At 71.9% G+C, this 17,744-nt stretch carries 17 protein-coding genes; 16 read left to right on the top strand and 1 reads right to left on the bottom strand.

Translation table 11 applies throughout. The features are described from left to right. From AB0F11_RS21250 to nusB, 9 genes are all read left to right on the top strand, one after another. Complete coding sequence (locus AB0F11_RS21250) at positions 1–828, top strand: shikimate dehydrogenase (RefSeq protein WP_362175888.1); 828 nt, start codon at positions 1–3, stop codon at positions 826–828. Between the two features lie 208 nt (positions 829–1,036). Further along, entirely contained in the window at positions 1,037–2,221 is a 1,185-nt protein-coding gene (gene aroC / locus AB0F11_RS21245) for a chorismate synthase (protein ID WP_362175885.1), read from the top strand. Beyond that, positions 2,218–2,736 (top strand): shikimate kinase, encoded by a 519-nt coding sequence (locus tag AB0F11_RS21240; protein WP_361909120.1) that lies wholly within the window; start codon positions 2,218–2,220, stop codon positions 2,734–2,736. The genes aroC and AB0F11_RS21240 overlap by 4 nt, the downstream gene beginning before the upstream one ends. Then, on the top strand, positions 2,733–3,824 hold the full coding sequence (aroB, locus tag AB0F11_RS21235) for a 3-dehydroquinate synthase (protein ID WP_361909123.1): 1,092 nt from the start codon (positions 2,733–2,735) through the stop codon (positions 3,822–3,824). The genes AB0F11_RS21240 and aroB overlap by 4 nt, the downstream gene beginning before the upstream one ends. Beyond that, complete coding sequence (aroQ, locus tag AB0F11_RS21230; RefSeq protein WP_362175881.1) at positions 3,821–4,261, top strand: type II 3-dehydroquinate dehydratase; 441 nt, start codon at positions 3,821–3,823, stop codon at positions 4,259–4,261. Before aroB ends, aroQ begins: the two co-directional genes overlap by 4 nt. Before the next feature lie 111 nt (positions 4,262–4,372). After that, entirely contained in the window at positions 4,373–5,164 is a 792-nt protein-coding gene (locus AB0F11_RS21225) for an AAA family ATPase (RefSeq protein WP_362175878.1), read from the top strand. Between the two features lie 237 nt (positions 5,165–5,401). Further along, a complete protein-coding gene (locus AB0F11_RS21220) occupies positions 5,402–6,511 on the top strand; it encodes an aminopeptidase P family protein (protein WP_362175875.1) in 1,110 nt (369 codons plus the stop codon). A gap of 59 nt (positions 6,512–6,570) precedes the next feature. Continuing rightward, positions 6,571–7,137 (top strand): elongation factor P, encoded by a 567-nt coding sequence (gene efp, locus AB0F11_RS21215; protein ID WP_362175872.1) that lies wholly within the window; start codon positions 6,571–6,573, stop codon positions 7,135–7,137. Positions 7,138–7,139: 2 nt separating this feature from the next. Next, on the top strand, positions 7,140–7,571 hold the full coding sequence (gene nusB / locus AB0F11_RS21210) for a transcription antitermination factor NusB (protein ID WP_362175869.1): 432 nt from the start codon (positions 7,140–7,142) through the stop codon (positions 7,569–7,571). A gap of 160 nt (positions 7,572–7,731) precedes the next feature. Here nusB and bldD read toward each other — a convergent pair whose 3' ends face one another. Beyond that, positions 7,732–8,232, bottom strand: a complete 501-nt coding sequence (gene bldD, locus AB0F11_RS21205) for a transcriptional regulator BldD (protein WP_030841550.1) — start codon at positions 8,230–8,232, stop codon at positions 7,732–7,734. A gap of 298 nt (positions 8,233–8,530) precedes the next feature. Here bldD and pyrR point away from each other — a divergent pair, with 298 nt between their 5' ends. The 7 genes from pyrR (at position 8,531) to AB0F11_RS21170 (ending at position 17,706) form a co-directional block, all read left to right on the top strand. Continuing rightward, positions 8,531–9,079: a bifunctional pyr operon transcriptional regulator/uracil phosphoribosyltransferase PyrR gene (pyrR, locus tag AB0F11_RS21200; RefSeq protein ID WP_362176030.1), complete on the top strand. Its 549-nt coding sequence runs from the start codon at positions 8,531–8,533 to the stop codon at positions 9,077–9,079. 107 nt (positions 9,080–9,186) lie between these two features. Continuing rightward, positions 9,187–10,182, top strand: coding sequence for an aspartate carbamoyltransferase catalytic subunit (locus AB0F11_RS21195; RefSeq protein ID WP_362175866.1), 996 nt, complete (start codon positions 9,187–9,189; stop codon positions 10,180–10,182). 2 nt (positions 10,183–10,184) lie between these two features. Further along, the gene (locus AB0F11_RS21190; RefSeq protein WP_362175863.1) at positions 10,185–11,474 is read left to right on the top strand and encodes a dihydroorotase; all 1,290 of its coding nucleotides are present in this window, start codon (positions 10,185–10,187) and stop codon (positions 11,472–11,474) included. After that, positions 11,471–12,061, top strand: coding sequence for a hypothetical protein (locus AB0F11_RS21185; protein ID WP_362175860.1), 591 nt, complete (start codon positions 11,471–11,473; stop codon positions 12,059–12,061). Before AB0F11_RS21190 ends, AB0F11_RS21185 begins: the two co-directional genes overlap by 4 nt. Further along, positions 12,058–13,206, top strand: coding sequence for a glutamine-hydrolyzing carbamoyl-phosphate synthase small subunit (carA, locus tag AB0F11_RS21180; protein WP_362175857.1), 1,149 nt, complete (start codon positions 12,058–12,060; stop codon positions 13,204–13,206). The genes AB0F11_RS21185 and carA overlap by 4 nt, the downstream gene beginning before the upstream one ends. Continuing rightward, on the top strand, positions 13,199–16,507 hold the full coding sequence (carB, locus tag AB0F11_RS21175; RefSeq protein WP_362175854.1) for a carbamoyl-phosphate synthase large subunit: 3,309 nt from the start codon (positions 13,199–13,201) through the stop codon (positions 16,505–16,507). The genes carA and carB overlap by 8 nt, the downstream gene beginning before the upstream one ends. 86 nt (positions 16,508–16,593) lie before the next feature. Next, positions 16,594–17,706: a quinone-dependent dihydroorotate dehydrogenase gene (locus tag AB0F11_RS21170; RefSeq protein WP_362175851.1), complete on the top strand. Its 1,113-nt coding sequence runs from the start codon at positions 16,594–16,596 to the stop codon at positions 17,704–17,706. The last annotated feature ends 38 nt before the right edge of the window (positions 17,707–17,744 follow it).

Genomic DNA, 17,744 nt, shown 5'->3' with positions numbered 1-17,744 from the left:
ATGTCACGCATACGGGCCGCGGTGCTGGGTTCGCCCATCGAGCACTCCCTTTCACCGGTGCTGCACCGCGCCGCGTACCAGGAGCTCGGCCTCGCCGAGTGGTCGTACGACCGCTTCGAGATGGACGAGGCCGCGCTCCCCGGCTTCATCGCCGGCCTCGGTCCCGAATGGGCCGGACTGTCGCTGACCATGCCGCTGAAGCGGGCGGTCATCCCGCTCCTCGACGCCATCAGCGACACCGCCGCCTCCGTGGAGGCGGTCAACACGGTCGTCCTGACGAAGGACGGCCGCCGCCTCGGCGACAACACCGACATCCCCGGGATCATCGCCGCGCTCCACGAGCGCGGCGTGGACAGCGTCGACAGCGCCGCCATCCTCGGGGCCGGCGCCACGGCCTCCTCCGCACTGGCCGCGCTCAAGCGGATATGCACCGGCGAGATCACCGCGTACGTCCGCTCCCGCGCCCGCGCCGAGGAGATGCACCAGTGGGGCGCGCGGCTCGGCGTCCGCGTCCGCACGGCCGACTGGTCGCAGGCCCCGGAGGCGCTCGCCGCGCCCCTGGTGATCGCCACGACCCCGGCCGGGGCCACCGACGCCCTGGCGCCGGCCGTCCCCGACGCACCCGGCACGCTCTTCGACGTCCTGTACGACCCCTGGCCGACCGCCCTCGCCGCCGCCTGGTCGGAGCGCGGAGGGCGCCTGCTCGGCGGCCTGGACCTCCTGGTGCACCAGGCCGTGCTCCAGGTCGAGCAGATGACCGGCTGCCCGGCCGGACCGCTGGCCGCCATGCGCGCCGCCGGCGAGGCCGCCCTCACAGCGCGCCACTGAGCCGCCGCGCCGCGTACCTGATGAACTGCGGCGGGAAATATTGCCCCGCTCCAGTCGCACCGGCCAGGGTGGGGCGGGTGCACCGCCGTCCGCCTGCTGGACCGGGGGCGGCGCACCGGCCCGGACGTGGGAGGATCGGGTATGGCGGGTCCGGGCCGCGCACCCGGCCGCGCCGCCGCAGTACCAGGCGCGAGCATGAGGAGCATCGTTGAGCAGGTTGCGTTGGCTGACCGCTGGGGAGTCGCACGGTCCGGCGCTGGTGGCGACGCTGGAGGGGCTTCCCGCCGGCGTTCCGGTCACCACGGAGCTGGTGGCCGACCACCTGGCGCGGCGCCGGCTGGGGTACGGCCGTGGTGCGCGGATGAAGTTCGAGCAGGACGAGGTGACGTTCCTCGGCGGTGTCCGCCACGGGCTCTCCCTCGGTTCGCCGGTGGCCGTGATGGTCGGCAACAGCGAATGGCCGAAGTGGACGAAGGTCATGTCGGCCGACCCCGTCGACCCGGCGGAGCTGAAGGAGACCGGCCGCAACGCCCCGCTGACCCGGCCGCGTCCGGGCCACGCCGACCTGGCGGGCATGCAGAAGTACGGCTTCGACGAGGCCCGGCCGATCCTGGAGCGCGCCAGCGCCCGTGAGACCGCGGCCCGCGTGGCCCTCGGCGCCGTGGCGCGCTCCTTCCTGAAGGAGGCCGCCGGCATCGAGATCGTCTCGCACGTGGTCGAACTGGCCGCTGCGAAGGCCCCGTACGGTGTCTACCCGACCCCGGCGGACGTGGAGAAGCTGGACGCCGACCCGGTGCGCTGCCTGGACGCGGACGCGTCGAAGGCGATGGTCGCGGAGATCGACCAGGCCCACAAGGACGGCGACACCCTGGGCGGTGTCGTCGAGGTCCTCGCCTACGGCGTGCCGGTCGGCCTCGGTTCGCACGTGCACTGGGACCGCCGTCTGGACGCCCGCCTCGCGGCGGCGCTGATGGGCATCCAGGCCATCAAGGGCGTCGAGGTCGGCGACGGCTTCGACCTGGCCCGCGTGCCGGGCTCGCAGGCCCACGACGAGATCGTCTCCACCCCCGAGGGCATCAAGCGCACCTCCGGCCGCTCCGGCGGCACCGAGGGCGGCCTGACCACGGGTGAACTCCTGCGCGTCCGCGCCGCGATGAAGCCCATCGCGACCGTCCCGCGCGCCCTGGCCACGGTGGACGTCGCCACCGGCGAGGCGGCCGCCGCGCACCACCAGCGCTCCGACGTCTGCGCCGTCCCCGCCGCCGGCATCGTCGCCGAGGCCATGGTCGCCCTGGTCCTCGCCGACGCCGTCGTGGAGAAGTTCGGCGGTGACTCCGTCGCCGAGACCCGGCGCAACGTGCAGTCCTACCTCGACAACCTGCAGATCCGGTGACCGGATCACCCCTGGTCGTCCTCGTCGGCCCCATGGGGTCCGGCAAGTCCACGGTGGGGGAGCTGCTGGCCCGGCGGCTCGGCGTCCCCTACCGGGACACGGACGCGGACATCGTCGCGGCGCAGGGCCGTGCGATCTCCGACATCTTCGTCGACGAGGGCGAGCCGTACTTCCGTGAGCTGGAGCGGCAGGCGGTGGCCACCGCCGTCGCCGAGCACACCGGAGTCCTCGCACTCGGCGGCGGCGCCGTCCTGGACGCGGGCACCCGCGCCCTGCTGGCCGGCCTGCCCGTGGCGTACCTCTCGATGGACGTCGAGGAAGCCGTCCGGCGCGTCGGGCTGGGCGCCGCGCGCCCGCTGCTCGCCGTCAACCCGCGCCGCCAGTGGCGCGAGCTGATGGAGGCCCGCCGCCCCCTGTACACCGAAGTCGCGCGCGTCGAGGTGCCCACCGACGACCGCACCCCCGAAGAGGTCGCCCAGGCGGTCCTCGACGCTCTGGAGTTGAAGGACGTATGACAGACCAGGTGACGCGGATCCACGTCGGCGCCAGCGCCGGCCACGACGCGTACGACGTACTGGTCGGCCGCCAACTGCTCGGCGAGCTCGGCGGCCTCATCGGTACGAAGGCCCAGCGGGTCGCCGTGATCCACCCCGAGGCGCTCGCCTCGACCGGTGAGGCGCTGCGCGACGACCTCGCCGAGCAGGGCTACGAGGCGATCGCCATCCAGGTGCCGAACGCCGAGGAGGCCAAGACGGCCGAGGTCGCCGCGTACTGCTGGAAGGCCCTCGGCCAGTCCGGTTTCACCCGCACCGACGTGATCGTCGGCGTCGGCGGCGGCGCCACCACCGACCTGGCGGGCTTCGTCGCGGCCACCTGGCTGCGCGGGGTGCGCTGGATCGCGGTGCCCACCACGGTGCTGGCGATGGTCGACGCGGCCGTCGGCGGCAAGACCGGCATCAACACGGCCGAGGGCAAGAACCTCGTCGGCTCCTTCCACCCGCCCGCCGGCGTCCTGTGCGACCTCGCGGCGCTGGAGTCGCTGCCGGTCAACGACTACGTCAGCGGCCTCGCGGAGATCATCAAGGCGGGCTTCATCGCCGACCCGGCCATCCTCGACCTGATCGAGGCCGACCCGGCCGCCGCCCGCACCCCGGACGGCCCGCACACCGCCGAGCTGATCGTCCGCTCGATCCAGGTCAAGGCGGACGTGGTCTCCAGCGACCTGAAGGAATCGGGGCTGCGGGAGATCCTGAACTACGGGCACACCCTCGCGCACGCCATCGAGAAGAACGAGCGCTACAAGTGGCGCCACGGCGCGGCCGTGTCGGTCGGCATGGTCTTCGCCGCCGAGCTCGGCCGGCTCGCCGGCCGCCTCGACGACGCCACCGCCGAGCGGCACAAGCAGATCCTGGCCTCCGTCGGGCTGCCGCTGACCTACCGCGGCGACCAGTGGCCCAAGCTGCTGCAGACCATGCAGGTGGACAAGAAGTCCCGCGGCAACCTGCTGCGCTTCATCGTCCTGGACGGCCTGGCCAAGCCGACCGTGCTGGAGGGCCCCGACCCGGCCCACCTGATCGCCGCGTACGGCGAGGTGTCGGCATGAGCCGAAAGGTGCTCGTCCTGAACGGCCCCAACCTGGGCCGGCTCGGCTCGCGCGAGCCCGACGTGTACGGGGCCACCTCGTACACGGGGCTCGTGGAGACCTGCCGGGAGCTGGGCGGGAAGCTCGGCTTCGACGTCGAGGTCCGCGAGACCAACGACGAGGGCGAGATCATCCGCTGGCTCCACGAGGCGGCGGACGGGAAGATCCCCGTGGTGATCAACCCCGGTGCCTTCACGCACTACTCGTACGGGATGCGAGACGCGGCCGCCCAGCGGACCGCCCCGCTGATCGAGGTCCACATCTCGAACCCGTACGCGCGCGAGGAGTTCCGGCACACCTCGGTCATCGCCGCGGTGGCGACCGGGACGGTGGCGGGCTTCGGCATCGGCTCCTACCGGCTGGCCCTGCGCGCTCTGGCGGACGAACTGGCCGTCTGACGGCGCCGAGGGGCGCCAAGGCGCGTCAAGGGGCGCCGGTGGGCGCCGCAGCCTCCGTGGTCATATAACGTTCTCGCATCAGTCGGCCGGAACGAGACGGAGTGGCAGCGGATGCACCAGGGAGTCGGGGGCGCCAGCGGAGGCTGGGGCCCGCCGGGACACCAGCCGGCGGTGCCCCCGCAGCCGCCGATACCCCCTGCGCCGCAGGGGTGGCCGACGGCACCGCCGCCGCCTCCGCACGTGCCCCCGCACCTGCCGCCGCCCGGACCCGACACCACCGGGCACATCCCGCTGCCGCCCGCCGTGGCCGGTTCCCCCGGCCACGGCCCGGCGGGCGGCGGCACCGGCGCGGCCGTGCTGGCCGTGCTGCTGATCGGCCCGGCCGGCGCGGGCAAGACCACCGTGGCCCGGCACTGGGCGAGCACCCGCCCGGTGCCGACCGCGCACATCAGCCTCGACGACGTCCGCGAATGGGTCTGCTCGGGCTTCGCCGACCCGCAGGCCGGCTGGAACGACCACTCCGAGGCCCAGTACCGCCTCGCCCGCCGCACCTGCGGCTTCGCCGCCCGCAACTTCCTGGCCAACGGGATCTCCTGCATCCTCGACGACGCCGTCTTCCCCGACCGCCCCGTCGTGGGCCTCGGTGGCTGGAAACGGCACGTCGGCCCGGCCCTGCTGCCCGTGGTGCTGCTGCCCGGACTGGAGATCGTCCTGGAGCGCAACGCCGAGCGCTCCGGCAACCGCCGCCTCTCCGACGAGGAGGTCGCGCGGATCCACGGCCGGATGGCCGGCTGGTACGGCTCCGGCCTGCCGATCATCGACAACTCCGACCTCGACGTGGAGGGCACCGCCCGCGCCCTGGACGAGGCCCTGGCGCGCGCCATCACGGCCCCCGCCCCCTGAGAGGGAGCCACGGGCCCCGCAGGCCCCGCCTGCCGCCGCCGCTGTGAGGTGTCTGCCGGTCGCCATGGAATCACCCTCCTTGAGCCGCCGGCTGTGCGCTGCTGCCGGGGTGGGTGCCCTCACTCCCGGTCCCGGCTTCCGCCGTACGTTCGCCGCCCCGGCCCCGCCGCCCGGGCCCGGCCCCGTACGGCGGCGCCCATCAGGCCGGACGGGCCGTTCGCTCGTAGGCTCGAAGACATGTCAGACGTGTACGCGGCCCGCCGGGGCCTGCTTCGCGACCGCTGTGCCGCCGCCGGGAACGTCGCCGCACTGATCACGCGTCCGGCGAACGTCCGCTACCTCGCCGGGGGATCCCCGCGCGGCGCCGTCCTCCTCCTCGGCCCGGATGGCCAGGACGTGCTGTTCACCGTCGGCCCGCCCAGCGGCGAGGCCGAGGAGGGCCGCCTCGACGAGCGGCTCGGCCTCAACGTCCTGCCCGTCCCCGGCGCCGACGCGGCCGTCGCCGCCGCCGACCTGGCCGGATCCGAGCGGGCCGACTCGCTCGCCGTGGAGGAGCACCACCTCACCGTGGCCCGCCACCGCGCCATCGGCTCCGTCGCGCCCCGGCTGCGCCTCGCCGACCTCGGCCACGCCGTCGAACAGCAGCGCCTGGTCAAGGACGAGGAGGAGATCGCCTGCCTGCGGATCGCCGCCGAGATCGCCGACCAGGCCCTCGGCGAGCTGCTGGAGTCGATCCTCGTCGGGCGCACCGAACGCCACCTCGCCCTGGAGCTGGAGCGCCGGCTCGTCGACCACGGGGCGGACGGGCCGGCCTTCCCCACCTCCGTCGGCACCGGGCCCCACTCCGGCCGCTCCCGGCACCGGCCCTCCGACCGGCGCGTGGAGGAGGGCGACTTCCTGTCCGTCTGCCTCGGTGCGAACTACCGGGGCTACCGGTGCGAGATCGGCCGGACCTTCGTCATCGGCACCACCCCCGCCGACTGGCAGATCGAGCTGTACGACCTCGTCTTCGCCGCCCAGCGGGCCGGCCGCGAGGCCCTCCTGCCCGGAGCCGCGTACCGCGACGTCGACCACGCGGCCCGCTCCCTGCTCGACTCGGCCGGATACGGGGAAGCCCTCGCTCCGTGGACCGGACACGGCGTGGGTCTCGAAATCGACGAGGACCCGCAGCTTGCACCTACGGCAATGGGTAAACTGGACGCTTGCGTGCCGGTCACCGTCGAACCGGGGGTCCACCTTCCGGGCCGGGGCGGGGTCCGGATCGATGACACGCTCGTCGTACGCCCCGAGGCGGACGGCGGTCCCGAGCTACTCACCATTACGACCAAGGAGCTGCTCGCGCTGTAGTCCGCTGTGCCGGGCCGTGCGTGCACCCGTGGTCTTCCAGTGCAGGAGATTCCGCAACCGTGGCTTCCACGAACGACCTCAAGAACGGCATGGTGCTCAAGCTCGAAGGCGGCCAGCTCTGGTCCGTCGTCGAGTTCCAGCACGTCAAGCCCGGCAAGGGCCCGGCCTTCGTGCGCACCAAGCTCAAGAACGTGCTGTCCGGCAAGGTCGTCGACAAGACCTTCAACGCGGGCGTGAAGGTCGAGACGGCCACCATCGACCGCCGCGACATGCAGTTCTCCTACATGGACGGCGAGTACTTCGTCTTCATGGACATGGAGACCTACGACCAGCTGCACGTCGACCGCAAGGCCGTCGGCGACGCCGCCAACTTCCTCATCGAGGGCTTCACCGCCACCGTGGCCCGCCACGAGGGCGAGGTGCTCTACGTCGAGCTCCCGGCCGCCGTCGAGCTGGTCATCGAGCACACCGACCCGGGCGTCCAGGGCGACCGCTCCACCGGCGGCACCAAGCCCGCCAAGCTGGAGACCGGCCACGAGATCCAGGTCCCGCTCTTCGTCACCACCGGCGAGAAGGTCAAGGTCGACACCCGCACCAGCGACTACCTCGGCCGGGTGAGCAGCTAACCGTGGCTGCCCGCAGCAACGCGCGCAAGCGCGCCTTCCAGATCCTGTTCGAGGCCGACCAGCGCGGGGTTCCCGTGCGGGAGGTCCTCGCGGACTGGGTCCGTCACTCGCGGTCGGACGACCGGCAGCCGCCGGTCAACGCCTTCACGATGGACCTCGTCGAGGGCTACGCCGACAAGGTGAAGCGCATCGACGACCTGATCGTGACCTACGCCGTGGACTGGGAGCTCGACCGCATGCCGGTCGTCGACCGGAACATCCTGCGGCTCGGGGCGTACGAGCTGATCTGGGTGGACGACACCCCGGACGCCGTGGCCATCGACGAGGCCGTGCAGCTGGCCAAGGAGTTCTCCACGGACGAATCGCCTTCGTTCGTGAACGGACTGCTGGCCCGCTTCAAGGACCTGAAGCCGAGCCTGCGCCGGGGCGAGTAGCCCCGCCCGGCCCGGTACGACGGCAGGGCCCGCTGCGCCACCGCGCTGCGGGCCCTGCCGTCGTATGTGCCGGAGAGACGCGAAAACCGGTGAGGACCGGGAGCCACATCAGGCTCCCGGTCCTCACCGGTAACGTTTCTGCTGGTCCTGGGGCCGAGGACTAGGCGTCCTCGTGCGCCACCGCACGCCGCGCGTCCGCGTCCAGCACGCCCCAGCTGATCAGCTGCTCGGTCAGCACCGAGGGGGACTGGTCGTAGATCACGGCCAGGGTGCGCAGGTCGTCCTGGCGGATCGACAGCACCTTGCCGTTGTAGTCCCCGCGCTGGCTCTGGATCGTCGCCGCGTAGCGCTGCAGCGGGCCGGCCTTCTCGGCGGGCACGCCGGCCAGCCGCTCCAGGTCCAGGCGCAGCTTCGGCGGCGGCTCGGCCGCACCGCCGGGGGTCGTACCCGGCAGCAGCTCCTGCACCGGCACCCCGTAGAAGTCCGCCAGCTCGGCGAGGCGCTGGACGGTCACGGCGCGGTCCCCGCGCTCGTACGAACCGACCACCACGGCCTTCCACCGGCCCTGGGACTTCTCCTCGACACCGTGGAGGGAGAGGCCCTGCTGGGTGCGGATGGCGCGGAGCTTGGCCCCGAGCTGTTTGGCGTATTCGCTGGACATAACGCTCCCGGACGTAACTACGGGCGGCTCCGCCGCGCGGTCTGGTAACTCACTGTGAGGTTACGCAGCGTTACTTGGCTGCGTCAAGCCGAATGCCGCCCAACGCCCCCTGACGAGGGCCGCGGCCCGGACCCGGTGCGGCCCGCCGCCGATACCCCTGGTACCGTGGACGGCGTTACAACAGACGTCCTTTAAGGTCCGTCCCGTGAGGCGGAGAAGGAGGTCCTTTTCCATGGACGCTCAGGCTGCTCAGAACGTCGATGCCCCCAGTGCCTCCGGCGCCCCCGGCATCGAGGCGATGCGCCCCGTGCTCGAGGCACAGGACATCGCGCGGGTCCTGACCCGCATCGCCCACGAGATCGTCGAACGCGCCAAGGGCGCCGACGACGTGGTGCTCCTCGGCATTCCCACCCGCGGGGTGTTCCTCGCCCGCCGGCTGGCCGCCAAGCTCGAAGAGATCACCGGCACGAAGATCCCGGTCGGCTCCCTCGACATCACCATGTACCGCGACGACCTGCGGATGAAGCCGGCCCGCGCCATCGGCCGCACCGAGATCCCGGGCGACGACATCCACGGCCGCCTCGTCGTCCTGGTTGACGACGTCCTCTTCTCCGGCCGCACCATCCGCGCCGCCCTCGACGCCCTCGGCGACATCGGCCGCCCCCGCGCCGTGCAGCTCGCCGTCCTCGTCGACCGCGGCCACCGCGAACTGCCGATCCGCGCCGACTACGTCGGCAAGAACCTCCCCACGTCGCTGCGGGAGATCGTCAAGGTCCAGCTCCAGGAGGAGGACGGCCGTGACGCCGTGCTGCTCGGCCAGCGGACCGCCACGGCAGCAGGGCTGTAGCCCGTACGAGTGCGGGGCCCCGGGGTGCCGGGGCCCGCGCGCACGCCTGCCTGCCCACAGCCGGCACGCCCACCGCTGAAGACCTCCACGACCTACGGAGCACCCAGATGAAGCGCCACCTCATCTCGGCCGCCGACCTCACGCGCGACGACGCCGTCCTCATCCTCGACACCGCCGAGGAGATGGCCCGGGTCGCCGACCGGCCGATAAAGAAGCTGCCCACCCTGCGCGGCCGCACGATCTGCAACCTCTTCTTCGAGGACTCCACCCGCACCCGGATCTCCTTCGAGGCCGCCGAGAAGCGCCTGTCCGCCGACGTCATCAACTTCGCGGCCAAGGGCTCCTCGGTTTCCAAGGGCGAATCCCTCAAGGACACCGCCCAGACCCTGGAGGCGATGGGCGTCGACGCCGTCGTCATCCGCCACAGCGCCTCCGGCGCCCCCTACCGGCTCGCCAACTCCGGCTGGATCGACGCCCCCGTCATCAACGCCGGCGACGGCACCCACCAGCACCCCACCCAGGCCCTGCTGGACGCCTTCACCATGCGCCGCCGCCTCGTCGGCCGCGACGCCGGCCTCGGCAAGGACCTCGCCGGCCGCCGCATCACCCTCGTCGGCGACGTCCTGCACAGCCGCGTCGCCCGCTCCAACGTCGACCTGCTGCACACCCTCGGCGCCGAGGTCACCCTCGTGGCCCCGCCCACCCTCGTCCCCGTCGGCGTCGAGACCTGGCCCTGCGAGATCTCGTACAGCCTCGACGAGGTGCTGCCGAAGTCCGACGCCGTCATGATGCTGCGTGTGCAGCGCGAACGGATGAACGCGGCCTTCTTCCCCACCGAGCGCGAGTACTCCCGCCGCTACGGGCTGGACGCCGCGCGGATGGCGAAGATGCCCGAGCACGCCATCGTCATGCACCCCGGCCCCATGGTCCGCGGCATGGAGATCACCGCCGAGGTCGCCGACTCCGACCGCTGCACGGTCGTCGAGCAGGTCGCCAACGGCGTCTCCATCCGCATGGCCGTCCTCTACCTGCTGCTCGGCGGCTCCGAGCCCGCCGTCACCACCACCAGCCCCGCCGCCCGCACCGCCGAGGAGAACAAGTAACCATGAGCAAGATCCTGATCCGCGGTGCGAAGGTCCTCGGCGGCGAGGCCCAGGACGTCCTGATCGACGGCGAGACCATCGCCGAGGTCGGCCAGAACCTCTCCGCCGACGGCGCCACCGTCATCGAGGCCGCCGGCCAGGTCCTCCTCCCCGGCCTCGTCGACCTCCACACCCACCTGCGCGAGCCCGGCCGCGAGGACTCCGAGACCGTCCTGACCGGCACCCGCGCCGCCGCCTCCGGCGGCTACACCGCCGTCTTCGCCATGGCGAACACCTTCCCCGTCGCCGACACCGCCGGCGTCGTCGAGCAGGTCTACCGCCTCGGCCAGGAGGCCGGCTACTGCGACGTGCAGCCGATCGGCGCCGTCACCGTCGGCCTGGAGGGCAAGAAGCTCTCCGAGCTCGGCGCCATGCACGAGTCCGCCGCCCGCGTCACCGTCTTCTCCGACGACGGCAAGTGCGTCGACGACGCCGTGATCATGCGCCGCGCCCTGGAGTACGTGAAGGCCTTCGGCGGGGTCATCGCCCAGCACGCCCAGGAGCCCCGCCTGACCGAGGGCGCCCAGATGAACGAGGGCATCGTCTCCGCCGAGCTGGGCCTCGGCGGCTGGCCCGCCGTCGCCGAGGAGTCGATCATCGCCCGCGACGTCCTCCTCGCCGAGCACGTCGGCTCCCGCGTCCACATCTGCCACCTCTCCACCGCCGGCAGCGTCGAGATCGTCCGCTGGGCCAAGTCCCGCGGCATCGACGTCACCGCCGAGGTCACCCCGCACCACCTCCTCCTCACCGACGAGCTGGTCCGCTCCTACAACCCCGTCTACAAGGTCAACCCGCCGCTGCGCACCGAGCGCGACGTGCTGGCCCTGCGCGAGGCGCTCGCCGACGGCACGATCGACATCGTCGCCACCGACCACGCCCCGCACCCGCACGAGGACAAGGACTGCGAGTGGGCAGCCGCCGCCATGGGCATGGTGGGCCTGGAGACCGCGCTCTCCGTCGTCCAGCAGACGATGGTGGAGACCGGCCTGCTGGACTGGGCGGGCGTCGCCGAGCGCATGTCCTTCGCCCCGGCCCGCATCGGCGGCCTGTCCCACCTCCACGGACGCCCCGTCTCGGCTGGTGAACCCGCGAACCTGACCCTGGTCGATACCTCGTACCGTGGTGTCGTGGACCCCGCACACTTCGCCTCCCGCAGCCGCAACACGCCCTACGAGGGCCGCGAGCTGCCGGGTCGCGTCACTCACACCTTCCTGCGGGGCCGTACAACGGTCGTGGACGGGAAGCTGGCGTGACACCTGCAGTAATCCAACTGGCCGCCGAGGCCGCCGAACGCAAGTCGGCGGAGGTGACGGACTGGGGCGCCCGCATCGCGTGGGTGGTCGGTCTGCTCGTCTTCATCGCCTTCGTCTACTGGCTGATGCGGCAGGGCTGGAAATGGCGAGGGGCCCTGCAGAGCGATCTGCCCGAGCTCCCCGTCGCCCCCGGCGGTCTGCCCGAGCACCGGCTCGCCCTCACCGGCCGGTACCACGGGTCGACGACCGCCGGGCAGTGGCTCGACCGGATCGTCGCCCACGGGCTGGGCGTGCGCAGCCGGGTCGAGCTCACGCTCACCGAGGCGGGCCTGGAAGTGGTCCGTCCGGGTGCCAACGACTTCTTCGTACCGGCCGCGCAACTGCGCGGCGCCCGCCTCGACAAGGGAATCGCGGGCAAGGTACTCACCGAGGGCGGTCTGCTCGTCGTCACCTGGGCGCACGGCGACACGCTGATCGACTCCGGATTCCGCTCCGACCGGGCGGCCGAGCACGCCGCCTGGGTCGAGGGCATCACCACTCTCGTAACACAGCACTCATCCATCACGACGGAAGGCGCCGAACGATGACGACCTCCACCAGGGGAGCAGCCAAAGCTCCCGCCGTACTCGTCCTGGAGGACGGTCGGATCTTCCGCGGCCGTGCCTACGGCGCAGTGGGGGAGACCTTCGGCGAAGCCGTGTTCTCCACCGGCATGACCGGCTACCAGGAGACCCTCACCGACCCGTCCTACCACCGGCAGGTCGTCGTGATGACCGCCCCGCACGTGGGCAACACCGGTGTCAACGACGATGACCCCGAGTCCTCCCGCATCTGGGTGTCCGGCTACGTCGTCCGCGACCCCGCCCGCATCCCCTCCAACTGGCGCGCCAAGCGCTCGCTGGACGAGGAGCTCGCCGCGCAGGGCGTCGTCGGCATCAGCGGCATCGACACCCGTGCCCTGACCCGCCACCTGCGCGAGCGCGGCGCCATGCGCGTCGGCATCTTCTCCGGCGAGGCCTTCGAGGGCGTCCGCGACGAGGCCCTGCTGGCCCGCGTCCAGGAATCCCCCCAGATGAAGGGCGCCAACCTCTCCGCCGAGGTCGCCACCAAGGAGACGTACGTCGTCCCCGCGATCGGCGAGAAGCGCTTCACCGTCGCCGCCGTCGACCTCGGCATCAAGGGCATGACCCCGCACCGCATGGCCGAGCGCGGCATCGAGGTGCACGTCCTGCCCGCGACCGCCACCGCCGAGGACATCTACGCGGTCTCCCCGGACGGCGTGTTCTTCTCCAACGGCCCCGGCGACCCGGCCACCGCCGACCACGCGGTCTCCGTCATGCAGGGCGTCCTGGAGCGCAAGACCCCGCTGTTCGGCATCTGCTTCGGCAACCAGATCCTCGGCCGCGCGCTCGGCTTCGGCACCTACAAGCTGAAGTACGGCCACCGCGGCATCAACCAGCCGGTCCAGGACCGCACCACCGGCAAGGTCGAGGTCACCGCGCACAACCACGGCTTCGCCGTCGACGCGCCCCTCGACAAGGTCTCCGAGACCCCCTTCGGCCGCGCCGAGGTCTCCCACGTCTGCCTCAACGACAACGTGGTGGAGGGCCTCCAGCTGCTCGACCAGCCGGCCTTCAGCGTCCAGTACCACCCCGAGGCGGCCGCGGGCCCGCACGACGCCGCGTACCTCTTCGACCGCTTCGTTTCTCTGATGGAGGCCGAGCGTGCCTAAGCGCACCGATATCCAGTCCGTCCTGGTCATCGGCTCCGGCCCGATCGTCATCGGCCAGGCCGCCGAGTTCGACTACTCCGGTACCCAGGCCTGCCGCATCCTCAAGGCCGAGGGCCTGCGGGTCATCCTGGTGAACTCCAACCCCGCGACGATCATGACCGACCCGGAGATCGCCGACGCCACGTACGTCGAGCCGATCACCCCCGAGTTCGTCGAGAAGATCATCGCCAAGGAGCGCCCCGACGCCCTCCTGCCCACCCTCGGCGGCCAGACGGCCCTGAACACCGCCATCTCCATGCACGAGCAGGGCGTGCTGGAGAAGTACAACGTCGAGCTCATCGGCGCCAACGTCGAGGCCATCAACAAGGGCGAGGACCGCGACCTCTTCAAGGAGGTCGTCGAGGAGGTCCGCCGCAAGACCGGCCACGGCGAGTCCGCCCGCTCGGTCATCTGCCACTCCATGGACGACGTCATCAAGGGCGTCGACACCCTCGGCGGCTACCCCGTCGTCGTGCGCCCCTCCTTCACCATGGGCGGCGCCGGCTCCGGCTTCGCCCACGACGAGGAGGAGCTGCGCCGCATCGCCGGCCAGGGCCTGACGCTCTCCCCGACCACCGAGGTGCTCCTGGAGGAGTCCATCCTCGGCTGGAAGGAGTACGAGCTCGAGCTGATGCGCGACAAGGCCGACAACGTCGTGGTCGTCTGCTCCATCGAGAACTTCGACCCGATGGGCGTCCACACCGGCGACTCGATCACCGTCGCCCCGGCGATGACGCTGACCGACCGCGAGTACCAGCGCCTGCGCGACATCGGCATCGCGATCATCCGCGAGGTCGGCGTCGACACCGGCGGCTGCAACATCCAGTTCGCGGTGAACCCGGACGACGGCCGCATCATCGTCATCGAGATGAACCCGCGCGTCTCGCGGTCCTCGGCGCTCGCCTCCAAGGCCACCGGCTTCCCGATCGCCAAGATCGCCGCGAAGCTGGCCGTCGGCTACACGCTCGACGAGATCCCCAACGACATCACCGAGAAGACCCCGGCCTCCTTCGAGCCGACCCTCGACTACGTCGTCGTCAAGGCCCCGCGCTTCGCCTTCGAGAAGTTCCCGGCCGCCGACGCCACCCTCACCACCACCATGAAGTCGGTCGGCGAGGCCATGGCCATCGGCCGCAACTTCACCGAGGCCCTGCAGAAGGCCCTGCGCTCCCTGGAGAAGAAGGGCTCCCAGTTCGCCTTCACCGGCGAGCCGGGCGACAAGGACGAGCTGCTGCTCACCGCGGTCCGCCCGACCGACGGCCGCATCAACACCGTCATGCAGGCCATCCGCGCCGGCGCCACCCCGGAGGAGGTGTTCGAGGCCACCAAGATCGACCCGTGGTTCGTCGACCAGCTCTTCCTGATCAAGGAGATCGCCGACGAGCTCGCCGCCGCCGAGAAGCTCGACCCCGAGCTGCTCGCCGAGGCCAAGCGTCACGGCTTCTCCGATGCCCAGATCGCCGAGATCCGCGGCCTGCGCGAGGACGTCGTCCGCGAGGTCCGCCACGCCCTCGGCGTCCGCCCGGTCTACAAGACGGTCGACACCTGCGCCGCCGAGTTCGCCGCGAAGACCCCGTACTTCTACTCCTCCTACGACGAGGAGTCCGAGGTCGCGCCCCGCGAGAAGCCCGCGGTGATCATCCTGGGCTCCGGCCCGAACCGCATCGGCCAGGGCATCGAGTTCGACTACTCCTGCGTCCACGCCTCCTTCGCCCTGAGCGACGCCGGCTACGAGACCGTGATGGTCAACTGCAACCCGGAGACCGTCTCCACCGACTACGACACCTCCGACCGCCTGTACTTCGAGCCCCTCACGCTCGAGGACGTGCTGGAGATCGTCCACGCCGAGTCCCTCGCGGGCCCGATCGCGGGCGTCGTCGTCCAGCTCGGCGGCCAGACCCCGCTGGGTCTCGCCCAGGCGCTCAAGGACAACGGCGTGCCGGTCGTCGGCACCTCCCCGGAGGCCATCCACGCCGCCGAGGACCGCGGCGCCTTCGGCCAGGTCCTGGCCGACGCCGGCCTGCCCGCCCCCAAGCACGGCACTGCCACCACCTTCGCGGGTGCGAAGGCCATCGCCGACGAGATCGGCTACCCGGTCCTCGTCCGCCCGTCCTACGTGCTCGGCGGCCGCGGCATGGAGATCGTCTACGACGAGGCGCGCCTGGAGGCGTACATCGCCGAGTCCACCGAGATCTCCCCGACCCGCCCCGTGCTGGTCGACCGCTTCCTCGACGACGCGATCGAGATCGACGTCGACGCGCTCTACGACGGCACCGAGCTCTACCTCGGCGGCGTCATGGAGCACATCGAGGAGGCCGGCATCCACTCCGGCGACTCCGCCTGCGCCCTGCCCCCGATCACCCTCGGCGGCTTCGACATCAAGCGCCTGCGCGCCTCCACCGAGGCCATCGCCAAGGGCGTCGGCGTCCGCGGCCTGATCAACATCCAGTTCGCGATGGCGGGCGACATCCTCTACGTGCTGGAGGCCAACCCGCGCGCCTCCCGCACCGTCCCCTTCACCTCGAAGGCGACCGCGGTCCCGCTCGCGAAGGCCGCCGCCCGCATCTCGCTCGGCGCGACCATCGCCGAGCTGCGCGCCGAGGGCATGCTGCCGAAGACGGGCGACGGCGGCACCCTGCCGCTGGACGCGCCGATCTCCGTCAAGGAGGCCGTCATGCCGTGGTCGCGCTTCCGCGACATCCACGGCCGCGGCGTCGACACGGTCCTCGGCCCGGAGATGCGCTCCACCGGCGAGGTCATGGGCATCGACTCGGTCTTCGGCACGGCGTACGCCAAGTCGCAGGCCGGCGCCTACGGCCCGCTGCCCACCAAGGGCCGCGCGTTCATCTCCGTCGCCAACCGCGACAAGCGCTCGATGATCTTCCCGGCCCGCGAGCTCGTCGCCCACGGCTTCGAGCTGCTCGCCACCTCCGGCACCGCCGAGGTCCTGCGCCGCAACGGCATCAACGCCACCGTCGTGCGCAAGCTCAGCGAGGGCGAGGGCCCGAACGGCGAGAAGACCATCGTCCAGCTGATCCACGACGGCCAGGTCGACCTGATCGTCAACACCCCGTACGGCACCGGCGGCCGCCTCGACGGCTACGAGATCCGTACCGCCGCGGTGGCGCGCAGCGTGCCGTGCCTGACCACGGTCCAGGCGCTCGCCGCGGCCGTCCAGGGCATCGAGGCGCTCGGCCACGGCGACGTGGGCGTCCGCTCGCTCCAGGAGCACGCGGAGCACCTGACCGCGGCCCGCGACTAGCAGTCCGTACGAGGAGGGGGACACCACGAGCGCAAGCGCGCGGCGGTGTCCCCCTCTTCATGAGCGCACGAGGGACATTTCGGACGATGTACAAGCTCTTCTTCAACCTGGTCTTCAAGCGGATGGACCCCGAGCAGGCCCACTACCTGGCCTTCCGCTGGATCCGCCTCGCCGCCCGCACGCCCGTGCTGCGCACCTTCGCCGCGGCCGCCCTGGCCCCGCGCTATAAGGAACTGCGCACCGAGGCCCTCGGCCTGCGCATGCACGGCCCCTTCGGCCTCGCCGCGGGCTTCGACAAGAACGCCGTCGCCATCGACGGCATGTCCATGCTCGGCTTCGACCACGTCGAGATCGGCACCGTCACCGCCCAGGCCCAGCCCGGCAACCCCAAGAAGCGCCTCTTCCGGCTCGTCCCGGACCGCGCGCTGATCAACCGGATGGGCTTCAACAACGAGGGCTCGGCGGCCGTCGCGCAGCGCCTCGCCACCCGCCGCCCGGTCTTCAGGACCGTCGTCGGGGTCAACATCGGCAAGACCAAGGTCGTGCCCGAGGAGGAGGCCGTCGGCGACTACGTCACCTCCACGGAGCGCCTGGCCCGCCACGCCGACTACCTCGTCGTGAACGTCTCCTCGCCGAACACCCCCGGCCTGCGCAACCTCCAGGCCACCGAGTCGCTGCGCCCGCTGCTCACCGCCGTGCGCGAGGCCGCGGACCGCACGGTCACCGACCGCCGCGTCCCGCTCCTGGTCAAGATCGCCCCCGACCTCGCCGACGAGGACGTCGACGCCGTCGCCGACCTCGCCCTGGAGCTCGGCCTCGACGGCATCATCGCCACCAACACCACCATCGCCCGCGAGGGCCTCGGCCTGAAGTCCGACCCCGCCCTCGTCAAGGAGACCGGCGGCCTGTCCGGCGCCCCCGTCAAGCAGCGCTCCCTGGAGGTCCTGCGCCGCCTGTACGCCCGTGTGGGCGACCGCCTGGTCCTCGTGGGCGTCGGGGGCATCGAGAACGCCGAGGACGCCTGGCAGCGCATCCTGGCGGGCGCGACCCTCATCCAGGGCTACAGCGCCTTCATCTACGAGGGCCCCTTCTACGCCCGCGCGATCCACAAGGGCCTGGCCGCCCGCCTGGCCGCCAGCCCGTACGCCACCCTCGCCGAGGCCGTCGGCGCCGAGACCCGAAAGGCCGCCACCAAGTGACCGCCCACCCGTCGCCCGACCGCCACCCCTCAACGACG

Source organism: Streptomyces sp. NPDC032472, from assembly GCF_040636955.1.
GTDB lineage: Bacteria > Actinomycetota > Actinomycetes > Streptomycetales > Streptomycetaceae > Streptomyces.
Note: the sequence above shows the minus strand (reverse complement) of the source record. Positions and strands in the feature narration are given on the sequence as shown.